The 18,463-nt window shown below is 70.6% G+C and carries 17 protein-coding genes; 3 read left to right on the forward strand and 14 right to left on the reverse strand.

Annotated elements, in window-relative coordinates; all coding sequences use genetic code 11:
* Window positions 1–572: 572 nt before the first annotated feature.
* Together ACFWM2_RS35450 and ACFWM2_RS35455 are read right to left on the reverse strand one after the other, a co-directional pair.
* A complete protein-coding gene (locus ACFWM2_RS35450) occupies window positions 573–1,901 on the reverse strand; it encodes a class I SAM-dependent RNA methyltransferase (RefSeq protein ID WP_383288718.1) in 1,329 nt (442 codons plus the stop codon).
* 93 nt (window positions 1,902–1,994) lie between these two features.
* Window positions 1,995–4,046 (reverse strand): APC family permease, encoded by a 2,052-nt coding sequence (locus tag ACFWM2_RS35455; protein WP_383288721.1) that lies wholly within the window; start codon window positions 4,044–4,046, stop codon window positions 1,995–1,997.
* A gap of 380 nt (window positions 4,047–4,426) precedes the next feature.
* On the opposite strand from ACFWM2_RS35455, the gene ACFWM2_RS35460 reads away from it, so the two are divergent.
* Together ACFWM2_RS35460 and ACFWM2_RS35465 are read left to right on the forward strand one after the other, a co-directional pair.
* Entirely contained in the window at window positions 4,427–5,098 is a 672-nt protein-coding gene (locus ACFWM2_RS35460; RefSeq protein WP_383288724.1) for a potassium channel family protein, read from the forward strand.
* Window positions 5,098–5,775: a potassium channel family protein gene (locus ACFWM2_RS35465; RefSeq protein ID WP_383288727.1), complete on the forward strand. Its 678-nt coding sequence runs from the start codon at window positions 5,098–5,100 to the stop codon at window positions 5,773–5,775. Before ACFWM2_RS35460 ends, ACFWM2_RS35465 begins: the two co-directional genes overlap by 1 nt.
* Before the next feature lie 195 nt (window positions 5,776–5,970).
* On the opposite strand, the gene ACFWM2_RS35470 is transcribed toward ACFWM2_RS35465, so the two are convergent.
* The 9 genes from ACFWM2_RS35470 to ACFWM2_RS35510 form a co-directional block, all read right to left on the reverse strand.
* Window positions 5,971–6,723, reverse strand: a complete 753-nt coding sequence (locus ACFWM2_RS35470; protein ID WP_383288730.1) for a DUF3159 domain-containing protein — start codon at window positions 6,721–6,723, stop codon at window positions 5,971–5,973.
* Between the two features lie 3 nt (window positions 6,724–6,726).
* Window positions 6,727–7,125: an OB-fold nucleic acid binding domain-containing protein gene (locus ACFWM2_RS35475; protein WP_383288733.1), complete on the reverse strand. Its 399-nt coding sequence runs from the start codon at window positions 7,123–7,125 to the stop codon at window positions 6,727–6,729.
* 83 nt (window positions 7,126–7,208) lie between these two features.
* Window positions 7,209–7,925: a response regulator gene (locus tag ACFWM2_RS35480; protein ID WP_383288736.1), complete on the reverse strand. Its 717-nt coding sequence runs from the start codon at window positions 7,923–7,925 to the stop codon at window positions 7,209–7,211.
* On the reverse strand, window positions 7,913–10,675 hold the full coding sequence (locus ACFWM2_RS35485; RefSeq protein ID WP_383288739.1) for an ATP-binding protein: 2,763 nt from the start codon (window positions 10,673–10,675) through the stop codon (window positions 7,913–7,915). Before ACFWM2_RS35485 ends, ACFWM2_RS35480 begins: the two co-directional genes overlap by 13 nt.
* Before the next feature lie 164 nt (window positions 10,676–10,839).
* Window positions 10,840–11,532: an ABC transporter ATP-binding protein gene (locus ACFWM2_RS35490; RefSeq protein WP_383288742.1), complete on the reverse strand. Its 693-nt coding sequence runs from the start codon at window positions 11,530–11,532 to the stop codon at window positions 10,840–10,842.
* A gap of 59 nt (window positions 11,533–11,591) precedes the next feature.
* A complete protein-coding gene (locus ACFWM2_RS35495) occupies window positions 11,592–12,812 on the reverse strand; it encodes an alginate lyase family protein (protein WP_383288745.1) in 1,221 nt (406 codons plus the stop codon).
* A gap of 355 nt (window positions 12,813–13,167) precedes the next feature.
* Window positions 13,168–13,932 carry a DUF3710 domain-containing protein gene (locus ACFWM2_RS35500; RefSeq protein ID WP_383288748.1) on the reverse strand — a complete coding sequence of 255 codons (765 nt, stop codon included), beginning with the start codon at window positions 13,930–13,932 and terminating at the stop codon, window positions 13,168–13,170.
* A 1-nt stretch (window position 13,933) separates the two neighbouring features.
* The gene (gene dut / locus ACFWM2_RS35505; RefSeq protein WP_383289083.1) at window positions 13,934–14,428 is read right to left on the reverse strand and encodes a dUTP diphosphatase; all 495 of its coding nucleotides are present in this window, start codon (window positions 14,426–14,428) and stop codon (window positions 13,934–13,936) included.
* Window positions 14,429–14,454: 26 nt separating this feature from the next.
* The gene (locus ACFWM2_RS35510; RefSeq protein WP_383288751.1) at window positions 14,455–15,039 is read right to left on the reverse strand and encodes a PaaI family thioesterase; all 585 of its coding nucleotides are present in this window, start codon (window positions 15,037–15,039) and stop codon (window positions 14,455–14,457) included.
* A gap of 58 nt (window positions 15,040–15,097) precedes the next feature.
* On the opposite strand from ACFWM2_RS35510, the gene ACFWM2_RS35515 reads away from it, so the two are divergent.
* Window positions 15,098–15,559 (forward strand): DUF3093 domain-containing protein, encoded by a 462-nt coding sequence (locus ACFWM2_RS35515; protein ID WP_383288754.1) that lies wholly within the window; start codon window positions 15,098–15,100, stop codon window positions 15,557–15,559.
* Window positions 15,560–15,598: 39 nt separating this feature from the next.
* Here ACFWM2_RS35515 and ACFWM2_RS35520 read toward each other — a convergent pair whose 3' ends face one another.
* From ACFWM2_RS35520 to ACFWM2_RS35530, 3 genes are all read right to left on the reverse strand, one after another.
* Window positions 15,599–16,510 carry a hypothetical protein gene (locus ACFWM2_RS35520; RefSeq protein WP_383288757.1) on the reverse strand — a complete coding sequence of 304 codons (912 nt, stop codon included), beginning with the start codon at window positions 16,508–16,510 and terminating at the stop codon, window positions 15,599–15,601.
* A 13-nt stretch (window positions 16,511–16,523) separates the two neighbouring features.
* Window positions 16,524–16,820, reverse strand: a complete 297-nt coding sequence (locus ACFWM2_RS35525) for a DUF4193 domain-containing protein (RefSeq protein ID WP_005481602.1) — start codon at window positions 16,818–16,820, stop codon at window positions 16,524–16,526.
* Between the two features lie 392 nt (window positions 16,821–17,212).
* On the reverse strand, window positions 17,213–18,463 hold the full coding sequence (locus tag ACFWM2_RS35530) for a sensor histidine kinase (RefSeq protein ID WP_383288760.1): 1,251 nt from the start codon (window positions 18,461–18,463) through the stop codon (window positions 17,213–17,215).

Raw genomic sequence — 18,463 nt, forward strand, 5'->3', positions numbered from 1 at the left:
GCCTCGACACCCTCTTTCCCGCGCCGGCCGGGCTGGAGCTGACGAACCATCAGGTACGGGTACGGATCCCCACCGGCGGACGGGGCGGCGCGGCCCCTGCCCCGGTGCCGGCCACGTTCGTCGACGGCCGGGGCGCTGGAGCACCGTCGGCGTCGACGAGAACCTGGTCACCGCCTCGTGGCACGCGCCGCTGGACGTGCTCCGGCACACACTGCGCGACAGCGCCGACCCAACCCCGAGACGACACCGCTCGCCGAGCCCGCCCTCTTCTCCCCGGCGACTGACCAGGGGCCCTCGCGCGGCCGCATCGAGGCCCGCTCGATGCCGGCTTCCTTGCTTCCCTGCTCGGGGCCGGCCCGCCGCAGGTGCAAACCACAACGCACCGGCAAGGCACCCGAATTGAGCCGGGACGCAGGTGAGGGCGGCCGCCGACGGCCACGCCGTGGCCATCGGCTCCGGGCCCACCGCGCTCACCCCGCCCCGGGCACCGGCCCGCTCGCGAACCGGGTCACCGGGACCGGGACGCCACGCGGCAAGGAACGCCCGTCCCGCCCATCGCCCAAATCTGCAGGTCAGGCGGTTTTTGCGGCCGGCTCCAGAATCGCCACGCACTCCACATGATGCGTCATCGGAAACAGATCGAACGCCCGCAAAGTCCGCACCTTGTACCCGCCATCGCGGAAATACGCCAAGTCGCGGGCCAGGGCCGCCGGGTCGCAGGCGACGTACGCGATGCGGCGGGCGCCCAGGGACGCGAGGTGTTCGACGGTCTTCTTGCCGGCGCCCGCGCGCGGCGGGTCGAGGACGATCAGGTCGACCTCGCTGATGCCGGTGCGCGGGAGGACCGCCTCGACCTTGCCCTGCTCGATGCGGACGCGGTCGAACGCCGCCAGGTTGTGCCGGGCGTCCTCCACCGCGCGCTTGCCCGACTCGATGCCGAGGACCGCGCCCTTCTCGCCGAGCCGGTCGGCCAGCGCGCCCGCGAACAGGCCGACGCCGCAGTACAGGTCCAGCGCCATGTCGCCCTTGCGCGGCAGCAGGCCCTGCATGACGGCCTTGACCAGGGTGTCCGCGGCCTGCGGGTGGACCTGCCAGAAGCCGCCGCTGCCCACACGGTACGTACGGTCGTCGGCGCGCTCGCGCACGAACGCGCGGCCGTGCACGCGGTGGATGCCGCCGTCGTGCTCCTCGACGCGCATGACCGAGACGGGCCGGTCGAGTTCGACGAGGGGCAGCCGGGCTCCGGGCCGGGGTTCCAGGATCACCATGCGGTCCTGCGACCCGGTCGCGGCGATCGCCTCGACGGACTCCATGCCGGACCAGTCGCGCTGCTCGATGCCCAGCTCGCTGACGCCCTCGGCGGCGATCATGCAGTGCTCGATCGGCTCGACCTCGTGCGAGCGGTGCCGGCGCAGACCGGCGTTGCCGTCCGCGTCCACCGCGTACTGCACGCGCGTACGCCATGCGGGCACCTGGCCGGCCGGCAGCTTGTCGCCCTCGGCGGGCATCACCGTGCCGTCCCAGCCGGCCTCCTCGGGCGTGAGGCCCGCGAGCCGCTGCAGCTGCTCGGTGATCACCTCGCCCTTCAGCCGTCGCTGTGCGCCCGGCTTCGCGTGCTGCCAGTCGCAGCCGCCGCAGCGGCCGGGGCCGGCGTACGGACAGGGCGCCTCGACGCGGTCCTTCGACGCCGAGAGGACCTCCACGGCGTCCGCGCGCAGGAAGCGCGCTCCTTCCTCGCCGTCGGTCACCCGGGCCACGACCCGCTCGCCGGGCAGCGCGTGCCGGACGAAGAGGACCTGGCCCTCACTCGTACGGGCGATGCAGTGCCCTCCGTGGGCGACGGGGCCGATCTCGACCTCGTACTCCTCCCCCACCAGCGACGTCGTCGGTTCTGTCTGCATGGCGGGGTGACTCCAGATGCGAAAAAGGGGGAACGGCCGGACAACAGCCCACCAGTCTACGTGGACGTCACCCGGCCGCTCACCACGAGCACGTCAGCGCTTCGAGCCCGGGGTCTCCTTCGGCCGCTGCTCCGCCGGTCCGCGGCGCACCGCACCCGGTGCGCTCCACTCCTGGCGCCTGCGGGCCCGCTTCTTCGCGGCCTCGGAGGACTCCAGCTGGTAGGGCACGGAGGTCACCATGACGCCGGGTGTGAACAGCAGTCGGCCCTTGAGGCGCAGGGCGCTCTGGTTGTGCAGCAGATGCTCGTACCAGTGGCCGACGACGTACTCGGGGATGATCACCGAGACCGCGTCGCGCGGCGACTCCCGGCGCAGTCCCTTCACGTACTCGATGACGGGCCGGGTGATCTCGCGGTACGGCGAGTCGAGGACCTTCAGCGGTACGTCGATGCCGCGCCGTTCCCACTCGTCGCGCAGGGCCTTCGTCTCCGCGGGATCCACGTTGACGCTGAGCGCCTCCAGGGTGTCGGAGCGCATCAGCTTGGCGTACGCGAGGGCGCGCAACGTCGGGCGGTGGATCTTGGAGATCAGTACGACGGAGTGCACGCGGGAGGGGCGGACGCTGTCGTCGGTGGGGCCCTCGGGGGCGGCGATCTCCTCGGCCACCCGGTCGTAGTGCTTACGGATCGCGCTCATCGTCGCGTAGAAGATGCACATGCCGAGCAGTGCGACCCAGGCGCCGTGCGTGAACTTCGTGACGAGGACCACGACCAGTACGAGCCCGGTGAAGAAGGCGCCGAAGGTGTTGATCGCCCGCGAGCGGACCATGTGGCGGCGCTTGGCCTGGTCGGTCTCGGTGGCCAGGTGACGGTTCCAGTGCCGCACCATGCCGGTCTGGCTGAGCGTGAAGGAGACGAAGACGCCGACGATGTAGAGCTGGATCAGCCGCGTCGAGTCGGCTCCGTAGATGATGACCAGCAGGGTCGCCGTGCCGGCGAGCAGCACGATGCCGTTCGAGAAGGCGAGCCGGTCGCCGCGGGTGTGCAGCTGGCGCGGCAGATAGCGGTCCTGGGCGAGGATCGAGCCGAGCAGCGGGAAGCCGTTGTACGCGGTGTTGGCCGCGAGGAACAGGACCAGCGCGGTGGCCGCCGCCAGCACGATGAACAGGAAGCTGCCCTTGCCGAAGACGGCTTCGGCGACCTGGGAGATCACCGGGTTCTGCACATAGCCGGACCCGAGCGCGGCGCCGTTGTGGAGCAGGTCGGTCGCCGGGTTCTCGGCCATGCGGACCTTGGTCACCATGGCCAGGGCGATGATGCCGCAGAACATGGTGACGGCGAGCAGACCCATCGCGGCGAGCGTGCTCGCGGCGTTCTTCGACTTGGGCTTGCGGAAGGCCGGGACGCCGTTGGAGATCGCCTCGACACCGGTGAGCGCGGCGCAGCCGGAGGAGAAGGCGCGCAGCAGCAGGAAGACCAGGGCGAAGCCCGCGAGCCCCTGGTGCTCGGCCTTGATGTGGTAGTCGGAGGTCGGCGCCCGCATGGTGTCCCCGAGGGCGAGCCCACGGAAGGCACCCCACGCGATCATGATGAAGACGCCCGCCACGAAGACGTACGTCGGAATCGCGAAGAGCTTTCCGGACTCCTTCACGCCGCGCAGGTTCATCAGCGTGAGCAGCACGATGACGGCGACCGCGCAGGACACCTTGTGCTCGACCACGAACGGGACGGCGGAGCCGAGGTTCTCGATGCCGGAGGCGATGGAGACGGCGACGGTGAGGACGTAGTCGACGAGCAGGGCGCTGGCGACCGTGAGGCCGGCCCGGGGGCCGAGGTTGGTGTTGGCCACCTCGTAGTCGCCGCCGCCGCTCGGATACGCGTGCACGTTCTGGCGATAGGAGGCGACGACCGTGAACATCAGCACGACGACCGCGAGCGCGATCCACGGGCTGAAGTGGTAGGCCGACACGCCCGCGATGGAGAGGACCAGCAGCACTTCTCCGGGCGCGTACGCGACGGAGGAGAGTGGGTCGGAAGCGAAGACGGGGAGTGCGATGCGCTTCGGCAGGAGCGTTTCTCCGAGCCGATCACTGCGCAGTGCGCGCCCGATCAAGATCCGTTTGGGCACGTCGGTCAGTTTGGACACGCAGAGGATCGTAAGCGTTCGAACGGGCGCGCGCCCACCCGCCACCCGGCATCTGCCCTCTGAGTGAAATCCCCGGCCGCTCCCGCTGCGGATTCCGTGGTCACGTGGATCCGCATGCCTATATGACAAAACCCCGTCCAACACCGCTTACGGAGGCTCCATGCATGCGACCGCGGAACTCATCGGCGCAGCCGCCGGACTCGTCGGCCTCGGAATCCTGACTCTTGTCAGCGTCCGCAGCATCAGCCGTCGGTGATCGCGGAAATCCCGCAGGCGGACGTGCACAGGGGTGCCCCCGGCTGACCGTGCGTGTGTAGCTTGGGCGACGGTCTGAGACCCTGTTCCACTGAGCCGTATCTGTTGACACCGGAAGGACGGTCGTGCACATCGTCATCATGGGCTGCGGAAGAGTGGGTTCCGCTCTTGCCCAGACCCTGGAGCAACAGGGGCACACGGTCGCCGTGATCGACCAGGACCCCACCGCCTTCCGTCGGCTGGGCTCCGGGTTCGGCGGCCGTCGCGTCACCGGAGTCGGCTTCGACCAGGACACCCTGCGCGAGGCGGGCATCGAGGAGGCCGGGGCCTTCGCCGCCGTCTCCAGCGGTGACAACTCCAACATCATCGCCGCCCGGGTGGCCCGCGAGATGTTCGGCATCGAGAACGTCGCGGCCCGTATCTACGACCCGCGCCGCGCCGAGGTCTACCAGCGCCTGGGCATCCCCACCGTCGCCACCGTCCGCTGGACGGCGGACCAGATGCTGCGCCGGCTGCTCCCCTCCGGCGCCGAGCCGCTGTGGCGCGACCCCACCGGCGGGGTACAGCTCGCCGAAGTGCACGCCTCCGCCTCCTGGGTGGGCCACAAGATCAGCCGGATCCAGGACGACACCGGCGTGCGCGTGGCCTTTCTGACCCGGCTCGGCGAGGCGGTCCTGCCCAGCTCGCAGACGGTGCTGCAGGAAGGCGACCTGGTGCACGTGATGATGCGCACGGACGACGTCGAGAAGGTCGAGGCGGCGTTCGCCGAGGGCCCTGAAGAGGAAGCCGGTCACTGATGAGAGTCGCCATTGCCGGTGCCGGTGCCGTGGGCCGCTCGATCGCGGGCGAGCTCTTGGACAACGGGCACGAGGTCCTCCTGATCGACAAGGCGCCGACCGCCATCTCGGTCGAGCGCGTCCCGCAGGCGGAGTGGCTGCTCGCCGACGCCTGCGAGATCACCTCCCTGGACGAGGCCGCGCTCCAGCGCTGCAACGTGGTCATCGCGTCCACCGGCGACGACAAGGTCAACCTGGTCGTCTCGCTGCTCGCGAAGACCGAGTACGGCGTCCCGCGGGTCGTGGCCCGCGTCAACAACCCCAAGAACGAGTGGCTCTTCAACGAGTCCTGGGGCGTCGACGTCGCCGTCTCCACCCCCCGGCTGATGTCGGCCCTCGTCGAGGAGGCCGTCAGCGTCGGCGACCTGGTCCGCCTGCTCCGCTTCAGCCACGGCGACGCCAACCTCGTCGAGCTGACCCTGCCGCCGGAGTCCGCCCTGGCCGGCACCCGGGTCGGCGACGTGGAGTGGCCCGAGGACACCTCGCTGGTCACGATCATCCGTGGCACGCGCGTCGTCACCCCCTCCCAGGACGACTCCCTGGAGGCGGGTGACGAACTCCTCTTCGTGGCCGCGCAGGCCCGCGAGGAGCAGCTGGAGGACCTGCTGTCGGTGCGCCGCGAGGACGCGACGGGCTGACACTCCGCCGTATACGCCGATGGGGGCGCCCTGAGATCTCAGGGCGCCCCCATCGGCGTATACGGCGGGAAGCCGGTCAGCCGCAGTCCGTGCGGCCCCTGAGGACGGGGCCGTTCAGCAGGGCAGTGCGGGAGGAGCGGCACAGGCAGCGGGAGCGGGACCGGCAGCCCGAGGGCGACCTCCGCACCGCCGCCGTCACGCCTCTCGGCGGTGCCGCGGCCCGGTCGCCTCGTTCGCCTCGACGGCGGTCGCGCGGCGCTCCTTCTCGGCCTTCTCCTCGGCTTCCATCTCGGCGAACACGTCGATGGGCGCGGGCGCCTTCGCGAGGAAGACCCACGTGAGCCAGACGGCGAGCAGGAAGGGCGGGATCTTCAGGGCGATCAGGACCCAGCCGAACTGGGTGGTGTCGGCCCACCAGTACAGCGGGAAGAGCACCGCGCACTTGGCGAGCAGGATCAGGCCCCAGGCCCAACTGGCCTTCGCGTACGCCTTCTTGCGGCCCGGATTGCGCTTGCGCCAGGAGAGGTTCTCCTTGAAGACCGGGCCGAGGATCAGACCGATCAGGGGGACGCCCGCGAGGGTCGTGACGATGTAGGCGATGGCCAGGCCGAGCGTGTAGAGCATGCCCGGCAGGTAGAAGTCCTTGGCGTTGCCGGTCATCATCGCGAAGACCACGCCGAACGCGACGCCGAAGACACCGCTGAAGGCGTGCTTCACGGTGTCCCGCATCACCAGGCGGACCACGACGAGCAGCAGGGACACCGCGAGGGCGGCGATCGCCGACCAGTGCAGATCCTTGTTGATCGTGAAGATGGTGACGAAGAGGAGGCCGGGCACCACGGTCTCGACCATGCCCCGCACACCGCCGAACGCCTCGAAGAGCGCGGCCTCGGTCACCGCCCTCGAATCCTGCTGGGCGTCTTCGGTCGGCTTGTCGAGCGACGTCACCGGCTACTCCCGTCCGAGGGGTCTGAGTTCGTACTTCGGATTGAACAGCACCCTACGGCCTCGGCTCATGGAGATCCGACCCGATGCGATGAGTTTGCGCCCCGGTTCTATGCCGACTATGGAGCGCCGGCCGAGCCAGACCACGTCGAGGGCCGCCGAACCGTCGAACAGCTCGGCCTCCAGGGCCGGCACTCCCGCCCGCGGGCGCAGAGTGACCGTGCGCAACGTACCAGTGACGGTGACGATCTGTCGGTCCTGGCAGTCGCCGATGCGCGTGCAGCCGGTGGTCTCGGTGTCCTCCCGCAGCTCCTCGGACTCCAGGTCCTCCTGGGACGAGGAGAGCCGGTCGAGCATGCGCCGGAACCGGCCCGCCGGCTTTTCGGAACGAGGAATCGCGCTCATATCTGAAGCGTACCGGGGTCCCCTGACACGAGCGGCACAGGTGCGCTCACCTGTGCCGTCCCCTGCTCCGATTCCCGCCCGGGCTACTTCTCGAACCGGTATCCCATGCCCGGCTCGGTCATGAAGTGCCGCGGATGCGACGGGTCCGCCTCCAGCTTGCGGCGCAGCTGGGCCATGTACACGCGCAGGTAGTTCGTCTCCGTGCCGTACGACGGTCCCCAGACCTCCTGGAGCAGCTGCTTCTGGCTGACCAGCCGGCCGCTGTTGCGCACCAGGACCTCCAGGAGGTGCCACTCCGTGGGGGTCAGCCGCACGTCGCGTCCGGCGCGGCCGACCTTCTTGGCGGCCAGGTCGACGGTGAAGTCGTCGGTCTCGACGATCACGTCGTCCTCGTCGCCGCCGGTCGGCTCGGCCCGGCGCACGGCGGCCCGCAGCCGGGCCAGCAGCTCGTCCATGCCGAACGGCTTGGTCACGTAGTCGTCGGCGCCCGCGTCGAGCGCCTCCACCTTCTCGTCCGAGGAGTGCCGGGCCGAGAGCACCAGGATCGGCACCCGGGTCCAGCCGCGCAGGCCCCTGATCACCTCGACGCCGTCCATGTCGGGCAGTCCGAGGTCGAGCACGACCACGTCGGGGTGGCGGGCGGCGGCGAGCTGGAGCGCGGTGGCGCCGTCCGGGGCCGCGTCGACCTCGTACTTGCGTGCCTTCAGGTTGATCACCAGAGCACGGGTGATCTGCGGCTCGTCGTCGACCACGAGCACCCTCGTGGGCGGCTTGGGGTCGTCCCCGGTTAGGCGCCGCATGGGGCCTGCCTTTCTGCTGTCGCCGTGGCCGCGCCTTCTGCCGCGGCGGTGGCGGCGGTGCCCGCCGCCTCGGAGGCGGGCGGTCCGGCTGTCGCGCCGGCCGCCCTGTCAACTGTCGCAGCGGCCGGCCCGTCCGCTCCTGCTCCGGCCGGAATCTCGCCCGGTACGACGGCCCGGCCGTCGACGTCCGCACCAACCGGCTCGGGTGCCCCTTCACCGGCCGGTCCTTCGGCCGCCGCGCCCCCGCCGTGGTGCACCGCCCGGAGCGTCAGCACCATGGTGAGGCCGCCGCCGGGTGTGTCCTCGGCGTCGAGGGTGCCGCTCATGGCCTCGGCAAAGCCGCGGGCGACCGCGAGCCCGAGGCCCACACCGGCTCCGCGCGGGGCGTCGCCGTAGCGCTGGAAGGGCTCGAAGATACGGTCCTTGGCGTCGTCCGGGACGCCGGGGCCACGGTCCACCACCCGGACCTCCACCCGCTGCGCGAGGGCGCTGGCGGCGACCATCACCCGCTCACCGGGAGGGCTGTACTTGACGGCGTTCTCGACGAGGTTGGCGACCGAGCGCTCCAGCAGGCCGGGGTCGACGGCGACCATCGGCAGGGTCTCCGGGATCTCCAGCTCCACGCTGTCCTCGGGGACCCCGCCGAGCGCCATGGGAACCACCTCGTCGAGGTCGACCTCACGGATCAGCGGGGTGACGGTCCCGGTCTGGAGCCGGGACATGTCCAACAGGTTGCCCACCAGGTGATCGAGCCGGTCCGCGCCGTCCTCGATGCCGGCCAGCAGCTCCGCCCGGTCCTCCTCGGACCACTCCACGTCGTCCGAACGCAGAGACGAGACGGCCGCCTTGATCCCGGCGAGCGGGGTGCGCAGGTCGTGGCTGACGGCGGCCAGCAGCGCGGTGCGGATGCGGTTGCCCTCGGCGAGCGCGCGGGCCTGGTCGGCCTCGGACTTCAGGCGCCTGCGGTCGAGGACGACGGCGGCCTGGGCGGCGAAGGCGGCGAGCACCCGCCGGTCCTCCGCGGGCAGCACCCGGCCCGACAGGGCGAGCGCCATATGGGCGCCGACGGGCACGTCCACGTCCGCGTCCTCGGGGCGGCCGACCCGCTGCCGCGGTCCGACGCTGCCCGCGCAGGTCCACGGATCGACCTCGCTCGTACGTTCCAGCAGCGCCGCCGACTCCATCCCGAAGGTCTCCCGGACCCGCTCGAGCAGGGCTTCCAGGCTGGTCTCCCCGCGCAGCACGCTGCCCGCGAGGAAGGACAGGATCTCCGACTCGGCGCGCAGCCGGGCCGCCTGATGGGTCCGCCGGGCCGCCAGGTCCACCACCGACGCCACGGAGACGGCGACGCCGAAGAAGACCGCGATGGCGAGGATGTTCTTCGGGTCGGAGACGGTGAACCGGTGCAGCGGCGGGGCGAAGTAGTAGTTCAGCAGCAGGGAGCCGAAGGCGGCGGAGGCGAGGGCGGGCAGCAGACCGCCGAGCAGGGCCGCGGCGACCGTCAGCGACAGGAACAGCAGCATGTCGTTGGCGATGCCGAGGTCGGCGTCGATGTGCGTGAGCAGCAGGGCGAGGAGGACGGGTCCGCCGACGCCGGTCAGCCGGCCGCCGACGATCCGGGAGCGGCCCAGCCGTGCCCCCCGCGCGACCGGTAGCCCGCGCCCCTTGGCGACCTCTTCATGGGTGACGATGTGCACGTCGAGGTCGGGGCCCGATTCCCGGGCGACCGTGGCGCCGACGCCGGGTCCGAAGACGTACTGCCAGGCCTTGCGGCGGGAGGAACCGAGCACGATCTGCGTGGCGTTGGCCCCGCGGGCGAAGTCGAGCAGGGCGGCCGGGATGTCGTCGCCGACGACATGGTGGAAGGTTCCGCCGAGGTCCTCCACCAGGGTGCGCTGGACGGCCAGTTCCTTCGGGGAGGCCGAGGTCAGCCCGTCGCTGCGGGCGATGTAGACGGCCAGCACCTCGCCGCCGGCGCCCTTCTCCGCGAGGCGTGCGGCCCGGCGGATCAGCGTCCGCCCTTCCGGTCCGCCGGTCAGCCCGACGACGATCCGCTCGCGCGAGCCCCAGATCTTCGAGACGCGGTGCTCGCTGCGGTACTCGGTGAGATAGGCGTCGACCCGGTCGGCGACCCACAGCAGCGCCAGCTCGCGCAGCGCGGTCAGGTTGCCGGGGCGGAAGTAGTTGGACAGCGCCGCGTCGACCTTGTCGGGCCGGTAGATGTTTCCGTGCGCCATACGGCGGCGCAGCGCCTCGGGCGACATGTCGACCAGCTCGATCTGGTCCGCCCGCCGGACCACCTCGTCGGGGACGGTCTCGCGCTGCCGTACGCCGGTGATCGACTCGACGACGTCGCCGAGTGACTCCAGATGCTGGATGTTGACCGTGGAGACGACGTCGATGCCGGCCGCGAGCAGCTCCTCGACGTCCTGCCAGCGCTTGACGTTGCGGGAGCCGGGGACGTTCGTGTGGGCGAGTTCGTCCACCAGGGCGACGGCCGGGGCGCGCTTCAGTACGGCGTCCACGTCCATCTCGGTGAACCGGGAGCCCCGGTGGTCGAGCTCGCGGCGCGGGGTCTGCTCCAGGCCGTGCAGCATGACCTCGGTCCGCGGCCGGTCGTGGTGCTCCACGAAGGCGACGACGCAGTCGGTGCCGCGCTCCACGCGCCGGTGCGCCTCGGAGAGCATCGCGTACGTCTTGCCGACGCCCGGTGCCGCACCGAGATAGATCCGAAGCTTGCCGCGTCCCATGGCCCCATTGTCTTCCCGTGACAGCCGCCCACGCAGCGTCGACCTTACGGCCATCGAGCGGGACAAACGGGACGAGCTGCTGGTCGGGGGATGTCTTTGACGCAACCCTGACGCCGGGCGGCGCGGCCCCCGTGGCGCCGGAGGACCGCGCCGCCCCGGCGTGGTCAGTGCTCGACGATCTCCCCGTCGCTCAGCTCCAGCACCCGGTCGGCCAGCCCGAGCAGGGTCGCGTCGTGGGTGGCCACCAGCGCCGTCACCCGCTCGCTGCGGACGACGGCGCGCAGCAGCTCCATGACAGCGATGCCGGTCTCCGCGTCGAGCTGGCCGGTGGGCTCGTCGGCGATCAGGAGTGCGGGGTTGTTGGCAAGGGCCCGCGCGATGGCCACGCGCTGCTGCTGACCGCCGGACAGCTCGCCGGGCCGCTGCGCCGCGTGGTCGGCGAGGCCGACGAGGGAGAGCAGCAGCTCGACGCGCTCCTCGCGCTCGCGCGGCTCCGCCCGGCGCAGCCGCAGCGGTACGCCGACGTTCTCGGCGGCCGTGAGGATGGGGATGAGCCCGAAGGACTGGAAGACGAAGCCGATCCGCTCCCGGCGCAGTTCCAGCAGTCCGCTCTCGTCGACCCGCGACAGCTCGCGTCCGTCGACGCTGATGCTGCCCTCGTCCGCCGTGTCGAGGCCGCCGACGAGATTGAGGAGCGTGGTCTTCCCCGACCCGGAACGCCCTTTGAGGGCGACGAGTTCACCGCTCGACACCTCGAAGGAGACGCCCCGCAGCGCGTGTACGGCGGCGGCGCCGGTGCCGTACGAGCGGTGCACGTTCTCCACGCGCACCATGGTTTCCGTGACGATCCGGTTCATGATCCTCCCCCGTCGGCCGGGCGCCAGTATCGTCACCTGGCGCCCGGCCCGGCAATGGGTCAGCTCGGGTTGTCCCCGTGCGTCAGCGTCTCCCATGCCACGAACAGGTTGTTGCTGCCGGCCGGCCGGTTCTGCTTGGTCAGCGTCTCGGTGTTGGCCATCGCGTAACCCAGCCGGTTGTGCATGGCGTTGTAGCCGACCTCGGTGACCGGTCCGAGCCCGCGGGTCAGCGTGCCGCCGCACAGCCAGCTCGGCGCCGCCTCGCCCAGCTGGTACTTGGACTGGAAGCCGAGCGCCTGCCGCAGCCGCTCGCCGACGTCCGTGGTGTAGAGGTCGGTGCCCTGGATGCGGCTGGTCTCGGCGACGTGCGAGATCGCGGAAATGCCGTACCCGGTGTGGACGAAGTCCCGGCAGGTCTCCTGGGTGAGCCCGGTGACGAAGGTGGACTGCCCCTGCCAGTAACTGACGATCTTCGCCGTGGTGTTGAGGTTCTGACTCGGCACCGTCTTCGGGACGGACCCGTCGGAGGAGAGGTAGATGTACGCGGCCGTCCGCGTCCGGAACAGCCCCATCGCCTTGTCGTACGACGTCTTGTCCTCCAGGAAGACGGAGATGCCGATGGCGGCCTCCATCATCGACAACTCCCAGTTCCCGTTGGAGTTGGAGCCGTTGATGATCTCGGGGAGGTAGACGTTGCGCAGCATGGTCGCGAAGCGCGCGGAGTTGGTCCAGGTGCCGGTGTACGTGTACTTGATGATCTCGGCGGCCTTGGGCCACGAGGAGCCGGCCCAGCCGGTCTGCAGCGGCGCGTTGCTGTTGGTGTGGTCCTTGATCGTGGCCGACCAGGCGTCCATCAGCTCGATGGCCTTCTTCGCGTACCGGTCGTCACGCGTGATGTACCAGGCGAGGGCGTCGGTGTACGCGGCTATCGCGTCCTCGCGCTCGTCCGTGCAGCCGTAGTTGGGGTTCGAGTACGAGCCGCACTCGACGGTGGCGCGGGGCGCGGGGGTGCGCGTCAGCGAGGCGTACTTGCTCGCCAGCATCTGGTCGTACGCGCCCTTCCAGGGCTGGGTGCCCGCGAGGACCTTGGTGCGGGTGAAGTCCAGCTGGCTCCTGGAGACCGTGACTCCGGGGTGCGCGAAGGTGGCCGGGGCGGCCTCCGCCCGGTGGGTGCCGGGCCAGGCCAGCAGGGCGGCGACGAGGGCCGCGGCGACGGCGCCGACGGCGGCGAGCACGGCGGGGCGTGTTCTGCGGCGGTGCCTTGGAGGGGTCTCAGGCATGTGGGGGGCCATCCGTTCTCGTATGTGAACGACGCACTGGGTTCTGAACACACGCGTTGGCCGGTGACCATAGGTACGGACCAGACTTCCGTCAAGGCCTGAAGAAAGAGAGGCAGCTCAACCGCCGTTCCCGAAGAAGAGCTTGGGCACGCCGAGGGGCGCACCCACCGGGCGAGGGTGCGGGCATGTGAAGGCACCGCGTCACCGGCTGGGAGCGCGGGCGTACGAAGCCCCCGCACCCGCCGCGCGCGTGCGGGCACGCCAACCCGCACCGCCGCACGCGGGTGCGGGCACGCGAAGGGGCCGCACCCCCGGTGAGGGTGCGGCCCCTTTCCGCTTCGGCTCTGCGCGGTGTCTAGCGGACCTCGGTGATCTCCGGTCCGCGCTGCAGCTGCCCCATGCCGCCGGAGAAGCGGGAGCCGGCCTGCTCCTCCTGCTGGACTCCCTCGGGGACCATCTGCGCGTCGTTCGGCAGCTTCAGGACGATCGGGTCGCGCGGGGCCATCGGGCCCTCACCGCGGACGACGACAGCGTCCCGGAAGATCTGCTCCAGCAGGCCCGCGGCCCCGGGCTGTACCGCGCCCTGCCCGGAGATCACTCCGCGCAGGAACCAGCGGGGGCCGTCCACTCCAACGAACCGCACGACCTGGAAGCCGCCCGTGCCGTCCGGCAGTTGCACCGGCACCTGCGCCCGCAGCTCCCAGCCGAGCGGGCCCTCGACCTCGTCGATGACACCACCCTGCTGTGTGATGCCGGAGGCGATCTCCTCGCGGACCTCACCCCAGATGCCCTCACGCTTGGGAGCCGCGAAGGCCTGCAACTGGATCGCGCTGTCCTTCAGGACGACGGTCGCCGCGACGATCGCGTCACCCGCGACCTCGACCCGCAGCTCCATGCCCTCGACTCCGGGCACGAAGAGACCACCGAGGTCCACCCGGCCCTCGGCAGGGTCGCGTACCTCGGAGTCGTCCCACGGGCCGTCGGGACGCGGCTCGGGCTCGAGCCGCACACGCTCGCGCCCGGCTTCGTCGTCCGTCCCGGTGTCGAACTCGTCGACGACCTGCTCGGCCTCGCCCGCCGCGTCCTCGGCGGCACTGCCCTTCTTGCGACGTCCGAACACGTCACTGTCCTTCCCGGTCGGATACGACCGATGCGTATCGATTCCCACCCGCCCCGCCGCCCACGGCGGCATGGCCGCCGGTGGACCCGAAGCCCCCTGCGGCCCGCGCCGAGTCGGGAAGCTCCGCGACTTCCTGGAAGCGGACCTTCTCGACCTGCTGGACGACCAGTTGGGCAATCCGGTCGAAGCGCTCGAACCGCACGGACTCGCGCGGGTCGAGATTCACCACGATCACCTTGATCTCCCCACGGTACCCGGCATCAACCGTCCCCGGGGCATTCACGAGGGCGACACCGCAGCGGGCGGCGAGGCCGGAGCGAGGGTGTACGAAGGCCGCGTACCCCTCCGGGAGCGCGACAGACACTCCGGTCGGCAGAACGGCTCGTTCGCCGGGCTTCAGTTCACAGCTCTCCGTGGTCCGCAGATCGGCTCCGGCGTCACCGGGATGTGCGTACTCGGGAAGCGGCACTTCGGGATCGACGCGCCGGATCAGCACGGCGATCTCCTGTCGGGCGGTCGGGCTCACGGGTTCACCTCGAAGGCGCGGGTGCGCCGAATCTGGTCCGGGTCGTCCATGGCCGCCCGGATCTCCTCGGGCCGGCCGTTGTCGATGAAGTGGTCGACCTTCACCTCGATGAAGAGGGCGTCCGCGCGGACGGCCACAGGACCCTCGGGTCCCCCGATCCGTCCGGTGGCGGTCGAGTAGATCTTGCGGCCCGCGACGGCTACGACCTCGGCCTCCAGATACAGCACCGTGCCCACGGGGACCGGCCGTACGAAGTCGGTCTCCAGACGGCCGGTGACGGCGATGGTGCGCAGCAGCCAGTTCAGCGAACCGAGCGTCTCGTCGAGCGCGGTGGCGAGTACGCCGCCGTGCGCGAGGCCGGGAGCGCCCTGGTGGGCGGGGCGCACGGTGAACTCCGCCGTGATCTGGACGCCCTCCCCCGCACGCGCCTCGAGGTGCAGCCCGTGAACCTGTCCCTCACCACACCCGAAACACTGTCCGTAGTGCGCGCCGAGGAGCTCCCCGGGGGCCGGGGCGTCAGGGTGCCGCACGGGCGCGACGGCGTCGGCCGGGGGCTTCAGAGCTGCGGAAGTACCACTCACAGCCGCAGACCTTACCCGCGCGTCGGCCCCGGGCGGACACCGTGCCAAGCTTGGCTCCATGCAGCTCTCCGCCTCCCCGTACGAAGAACGACTCACCGCGCCCCGCAGCTGGTGGCTGATCTGCGTCCTGGTCGGGGTCGCGATGGCGTTGATCTTTCTCCCGTTCGGCACACTGCCGCTGCTCGGCGGGCTCGTCGGCGGCACCGCCGTCTCGGCCGTGGTGGCCAGCTCGTACGGATCGATCCGCATTCGGGTCGTGGGTGACTCGCTGATCGCGGGCGACGCGAAGATCCCGGTGAAGGCGCTCGGCGAGGCCGAGGTCCTCGACCCGGAGGAGACCCGGGCCTGGCGCACGCACAAGGCGGACACGCGCGCCTTCATGCTGCTGCGGGCGTACATCCCGACGGCTTTGCGCGTCCAGGTCACCGACCCGGAGGACCCGACGCCCTACCTGTATCTGTCGACGCGGGAGCCGGAGCGCCTGGCGGCGGCGCTGGAAGCGGCCCGCGCGACGGCGTAGCGCCGTTCGGGCCGGGGGCAGTGCCCGGCTGCTCCGGGATCAGCGCCCCAGTTCCTTGGGGATCTCCCCGGGCCGCAGCGGATCGGCCGGCTGCTCCAGGGACGGCAGTTCCGGAAGGGCGTCCCACGGCACCTGGGCCTTGCGCAGGTCCTTGCGGATCCGCCCGGCGAGGCGCTTGGTGTCGCGGCGGTTCATCACCGCCCCGACCGCGGCGCCCACCATGAACGGCATCAGGTTCGGCAGGTCCCGGACCATGCGCTTCATGATCTGCTGGCGCAGCTCACGTTTCATCTGGCCGCCGAGTGCGGAGTTGATCGTCGACGGCTTGGTCACGTCGATGCCACGCTCCCCGGACCAGGAGCCCAGATACGCGGTACTGCGTTCCTTGAGGTTTCCCGGTGGTCTCCGGCCGTAGACCTCGTGCAGTTCGGCGATGAGCTTCAGCTCGATGACGGCGACACCGGTGATCTCGGCCGCCAGTTCCGTGGGCATGGCGGGCGGCACGGGCAGCATCGCGGCCGCTCCGATTCCCGCTCCCACGGTCGATGTCGCGTTGGCAGCGCCCGCGACGAGTTTGTCCGCGAGCTGCTCGGGGCCGAGGCCCGGGAACTGCCTGCGGAGGGTCGCGAGGTCCCGTACGGGAATCCGCGGGGCGTTGTCGATGATGCGGTCGGCGAGATGAGCCAGGCCCGCCCTGGCCCGGCTGCCGCCCTTGCGGACGCTGTTGGTCACCCCGTCCCGGACGACCACGGCGCGTCGCCTGGCGGCGGGCGCAGGGGTCTCCACGGGGGTGTCCACGCCGCCTGTGGCGGGCGCCGGTTCGAGCGAGGCTGATCCTGGTCGGGAAGAGCCCCGCTCGTCGTCACGCACGCCGTCAGAGCCGTCTGACGGCCCTTCGTCCGCTCCCGCCTTGTGGGAGCGGCGCTTCCAAGGTGGGGTCGAGCCAGTCACGGCCGACCCTGCCTCAGTCGCAGTCGCGGCAGATCGGCTGACCGTTCTTCTCGCGGGCCAGCTGGCTGCGGTGGTGCACCAGGAAGCAGCTCATGCAGGTGAACTCGTCCTGCTGCTTGGGCAGCACCCGGACGGCCAGCTCTTCGTTCGAGAGGTCCGCGCCGGGCAGTTCCAGGCCTTCTGCGGCCTCGAACTCGTCGACGTCTACTGCCGAGGTCGACTTGTCGTTCCTCCGGGCCTTGAGCTCTTCAAGGCTGTCCGAGTCGACGTCGTCGTCGGTCTTGCGTGGGGTGTCGTAATCCGTTGCCATGTCGCTCTCCCCCTCTGGGTATCTGCGGTGTCTCCAGCGCACGTAACGCGTGAGAGGCCGGACTTGTGCCCGACCCGAGGCGGAGATTTTGCCTCACATCAAGGTCTGTTACTCAATCGACACCCAACCGGACTCCTCAAGAGTGATCGGCTTGGATGGCGAACGGGACCGTACACGGTCCGAATGTCGCACTTCAAAGCGGTCTCCCGTGTACTTCCCGTGATCAGGACTCCCGAAAACCCGGATTTTCCCGGCTTTCCGACAGGGCACATGATCACGGAGAGTATATGGCCGGAAAATCGCCCTTGTGATCGATCACACAGGGGTCTCCCGGACGGGTGACCCGAAAATTCCGCGCAAAGCGAACATCCCTGTGTGTCGGCGACATGGTCTCAGATGGGAAGGGTCACTCGCATCACGAGCCCACCTCCCTCGCGTGGCACCGCGGCGATGTGGCCGCCGTGAGCGCGGGCCACGGACCGCGCGATGGACAGGCCGAGGCCGACGCCCTTGTCGCTGCCCGTGCGCTCCGTACGCAGCCGCCGGAAGGGCTCGAAGAGGTTGTCGATCTCGTACGCGGGCACCACGGGCCCCGTGTTCGAGACCACCAGGACCGCCTGGCCGTGCTGGAACTCCGTCGTGACCTCGACCCAGCCGTCCCCGGGCACGTTGTAGCGCACGGCGTTCTGGACGAGGTTCAGGGCGATCCGCTCCAGGAGGACGCCGTTGCCCTGGACGATCACGGGAGCGCGCTCACCGCGGATCTCCACGCCCTTCGCGTCCGCCTCCGACAGCACCTGGTCGACGGCGCGCGAGGCCACCTCGGCGAGGTCCACCGGCTTGCGCTCGACGATCTGGTTGTCGCTGCGGGCCAGCAGCAGCAGGCCCTCGACGAGCTGCTCGCTGCGCTCGTTCGTCGCCAGCAGGGTCTTGCCGAGCTGCTGGAGCTCGGCCGGCGCCGCCGGGTCGGACAGATGCACTTCGAGAAGGGTCCGGTTGATCGCGAGCGGTGTGCGCAGCTCGTGCGAGGCGTTCCCGACGAACCGCTGCTGGGCCGTGAAGGCCCGCTGCAGCCGTTCCAGCATGTCGTCGAAGGTGTCCGCCAGCTCCTTCAGCTCGTCGTCCGGGCCGTCCAGCTCGATCCGCCGCGACAGGTCCGAGCCCGCCACCGCGCGCGCGGTGCGGGTGATTCGCCCGAGCGGCGAGAGGACCCGGCCGGCCATCGCGTAGCCGAAGGCGAAGGCGATGATCGCCAGGCCGAGGAGGGCCAGGAGTGAGCGGCTGAGCAGGTTGTCGAGGGCGACCTGGCGCTGATGGTCGATGCACGTGCTGATCGCGGCGTTGAACTGTTCGAGCGGCAGGTTGGTGGCGCCGTCGACCGCGGTACAGGTGGTGCTGGTGACCTTGATCGCGTTGCCGTCGACGATCTTGAAGAGCGGTTCGTTGCCCGTGTTCAGCGCCTGCGCCGCGAGCAGGTAGATGATCGACAGCAGCAGAATGCCGGCGATCAGGAACATGCCTCCGTACAGCAGCGTGAGCCGTATCCGGATGGTCGGGCGCAGCCAGGGGAACGGAGGCTCCTGCCTTCTGGGGTCCCAGGTGGGCTTGGGAGGCGCCGTGGGGGGCGCGGGCGTCGTGGCCAC

It is taken from the genome of Streptomyces sp. NPDC058371, assembly GCF_042723265.1.
Lineage (GTDB): Bacteria > Actinomycetota > Actinomycetes > Streptomycetales > Streptomycetaceae > Streptomyces.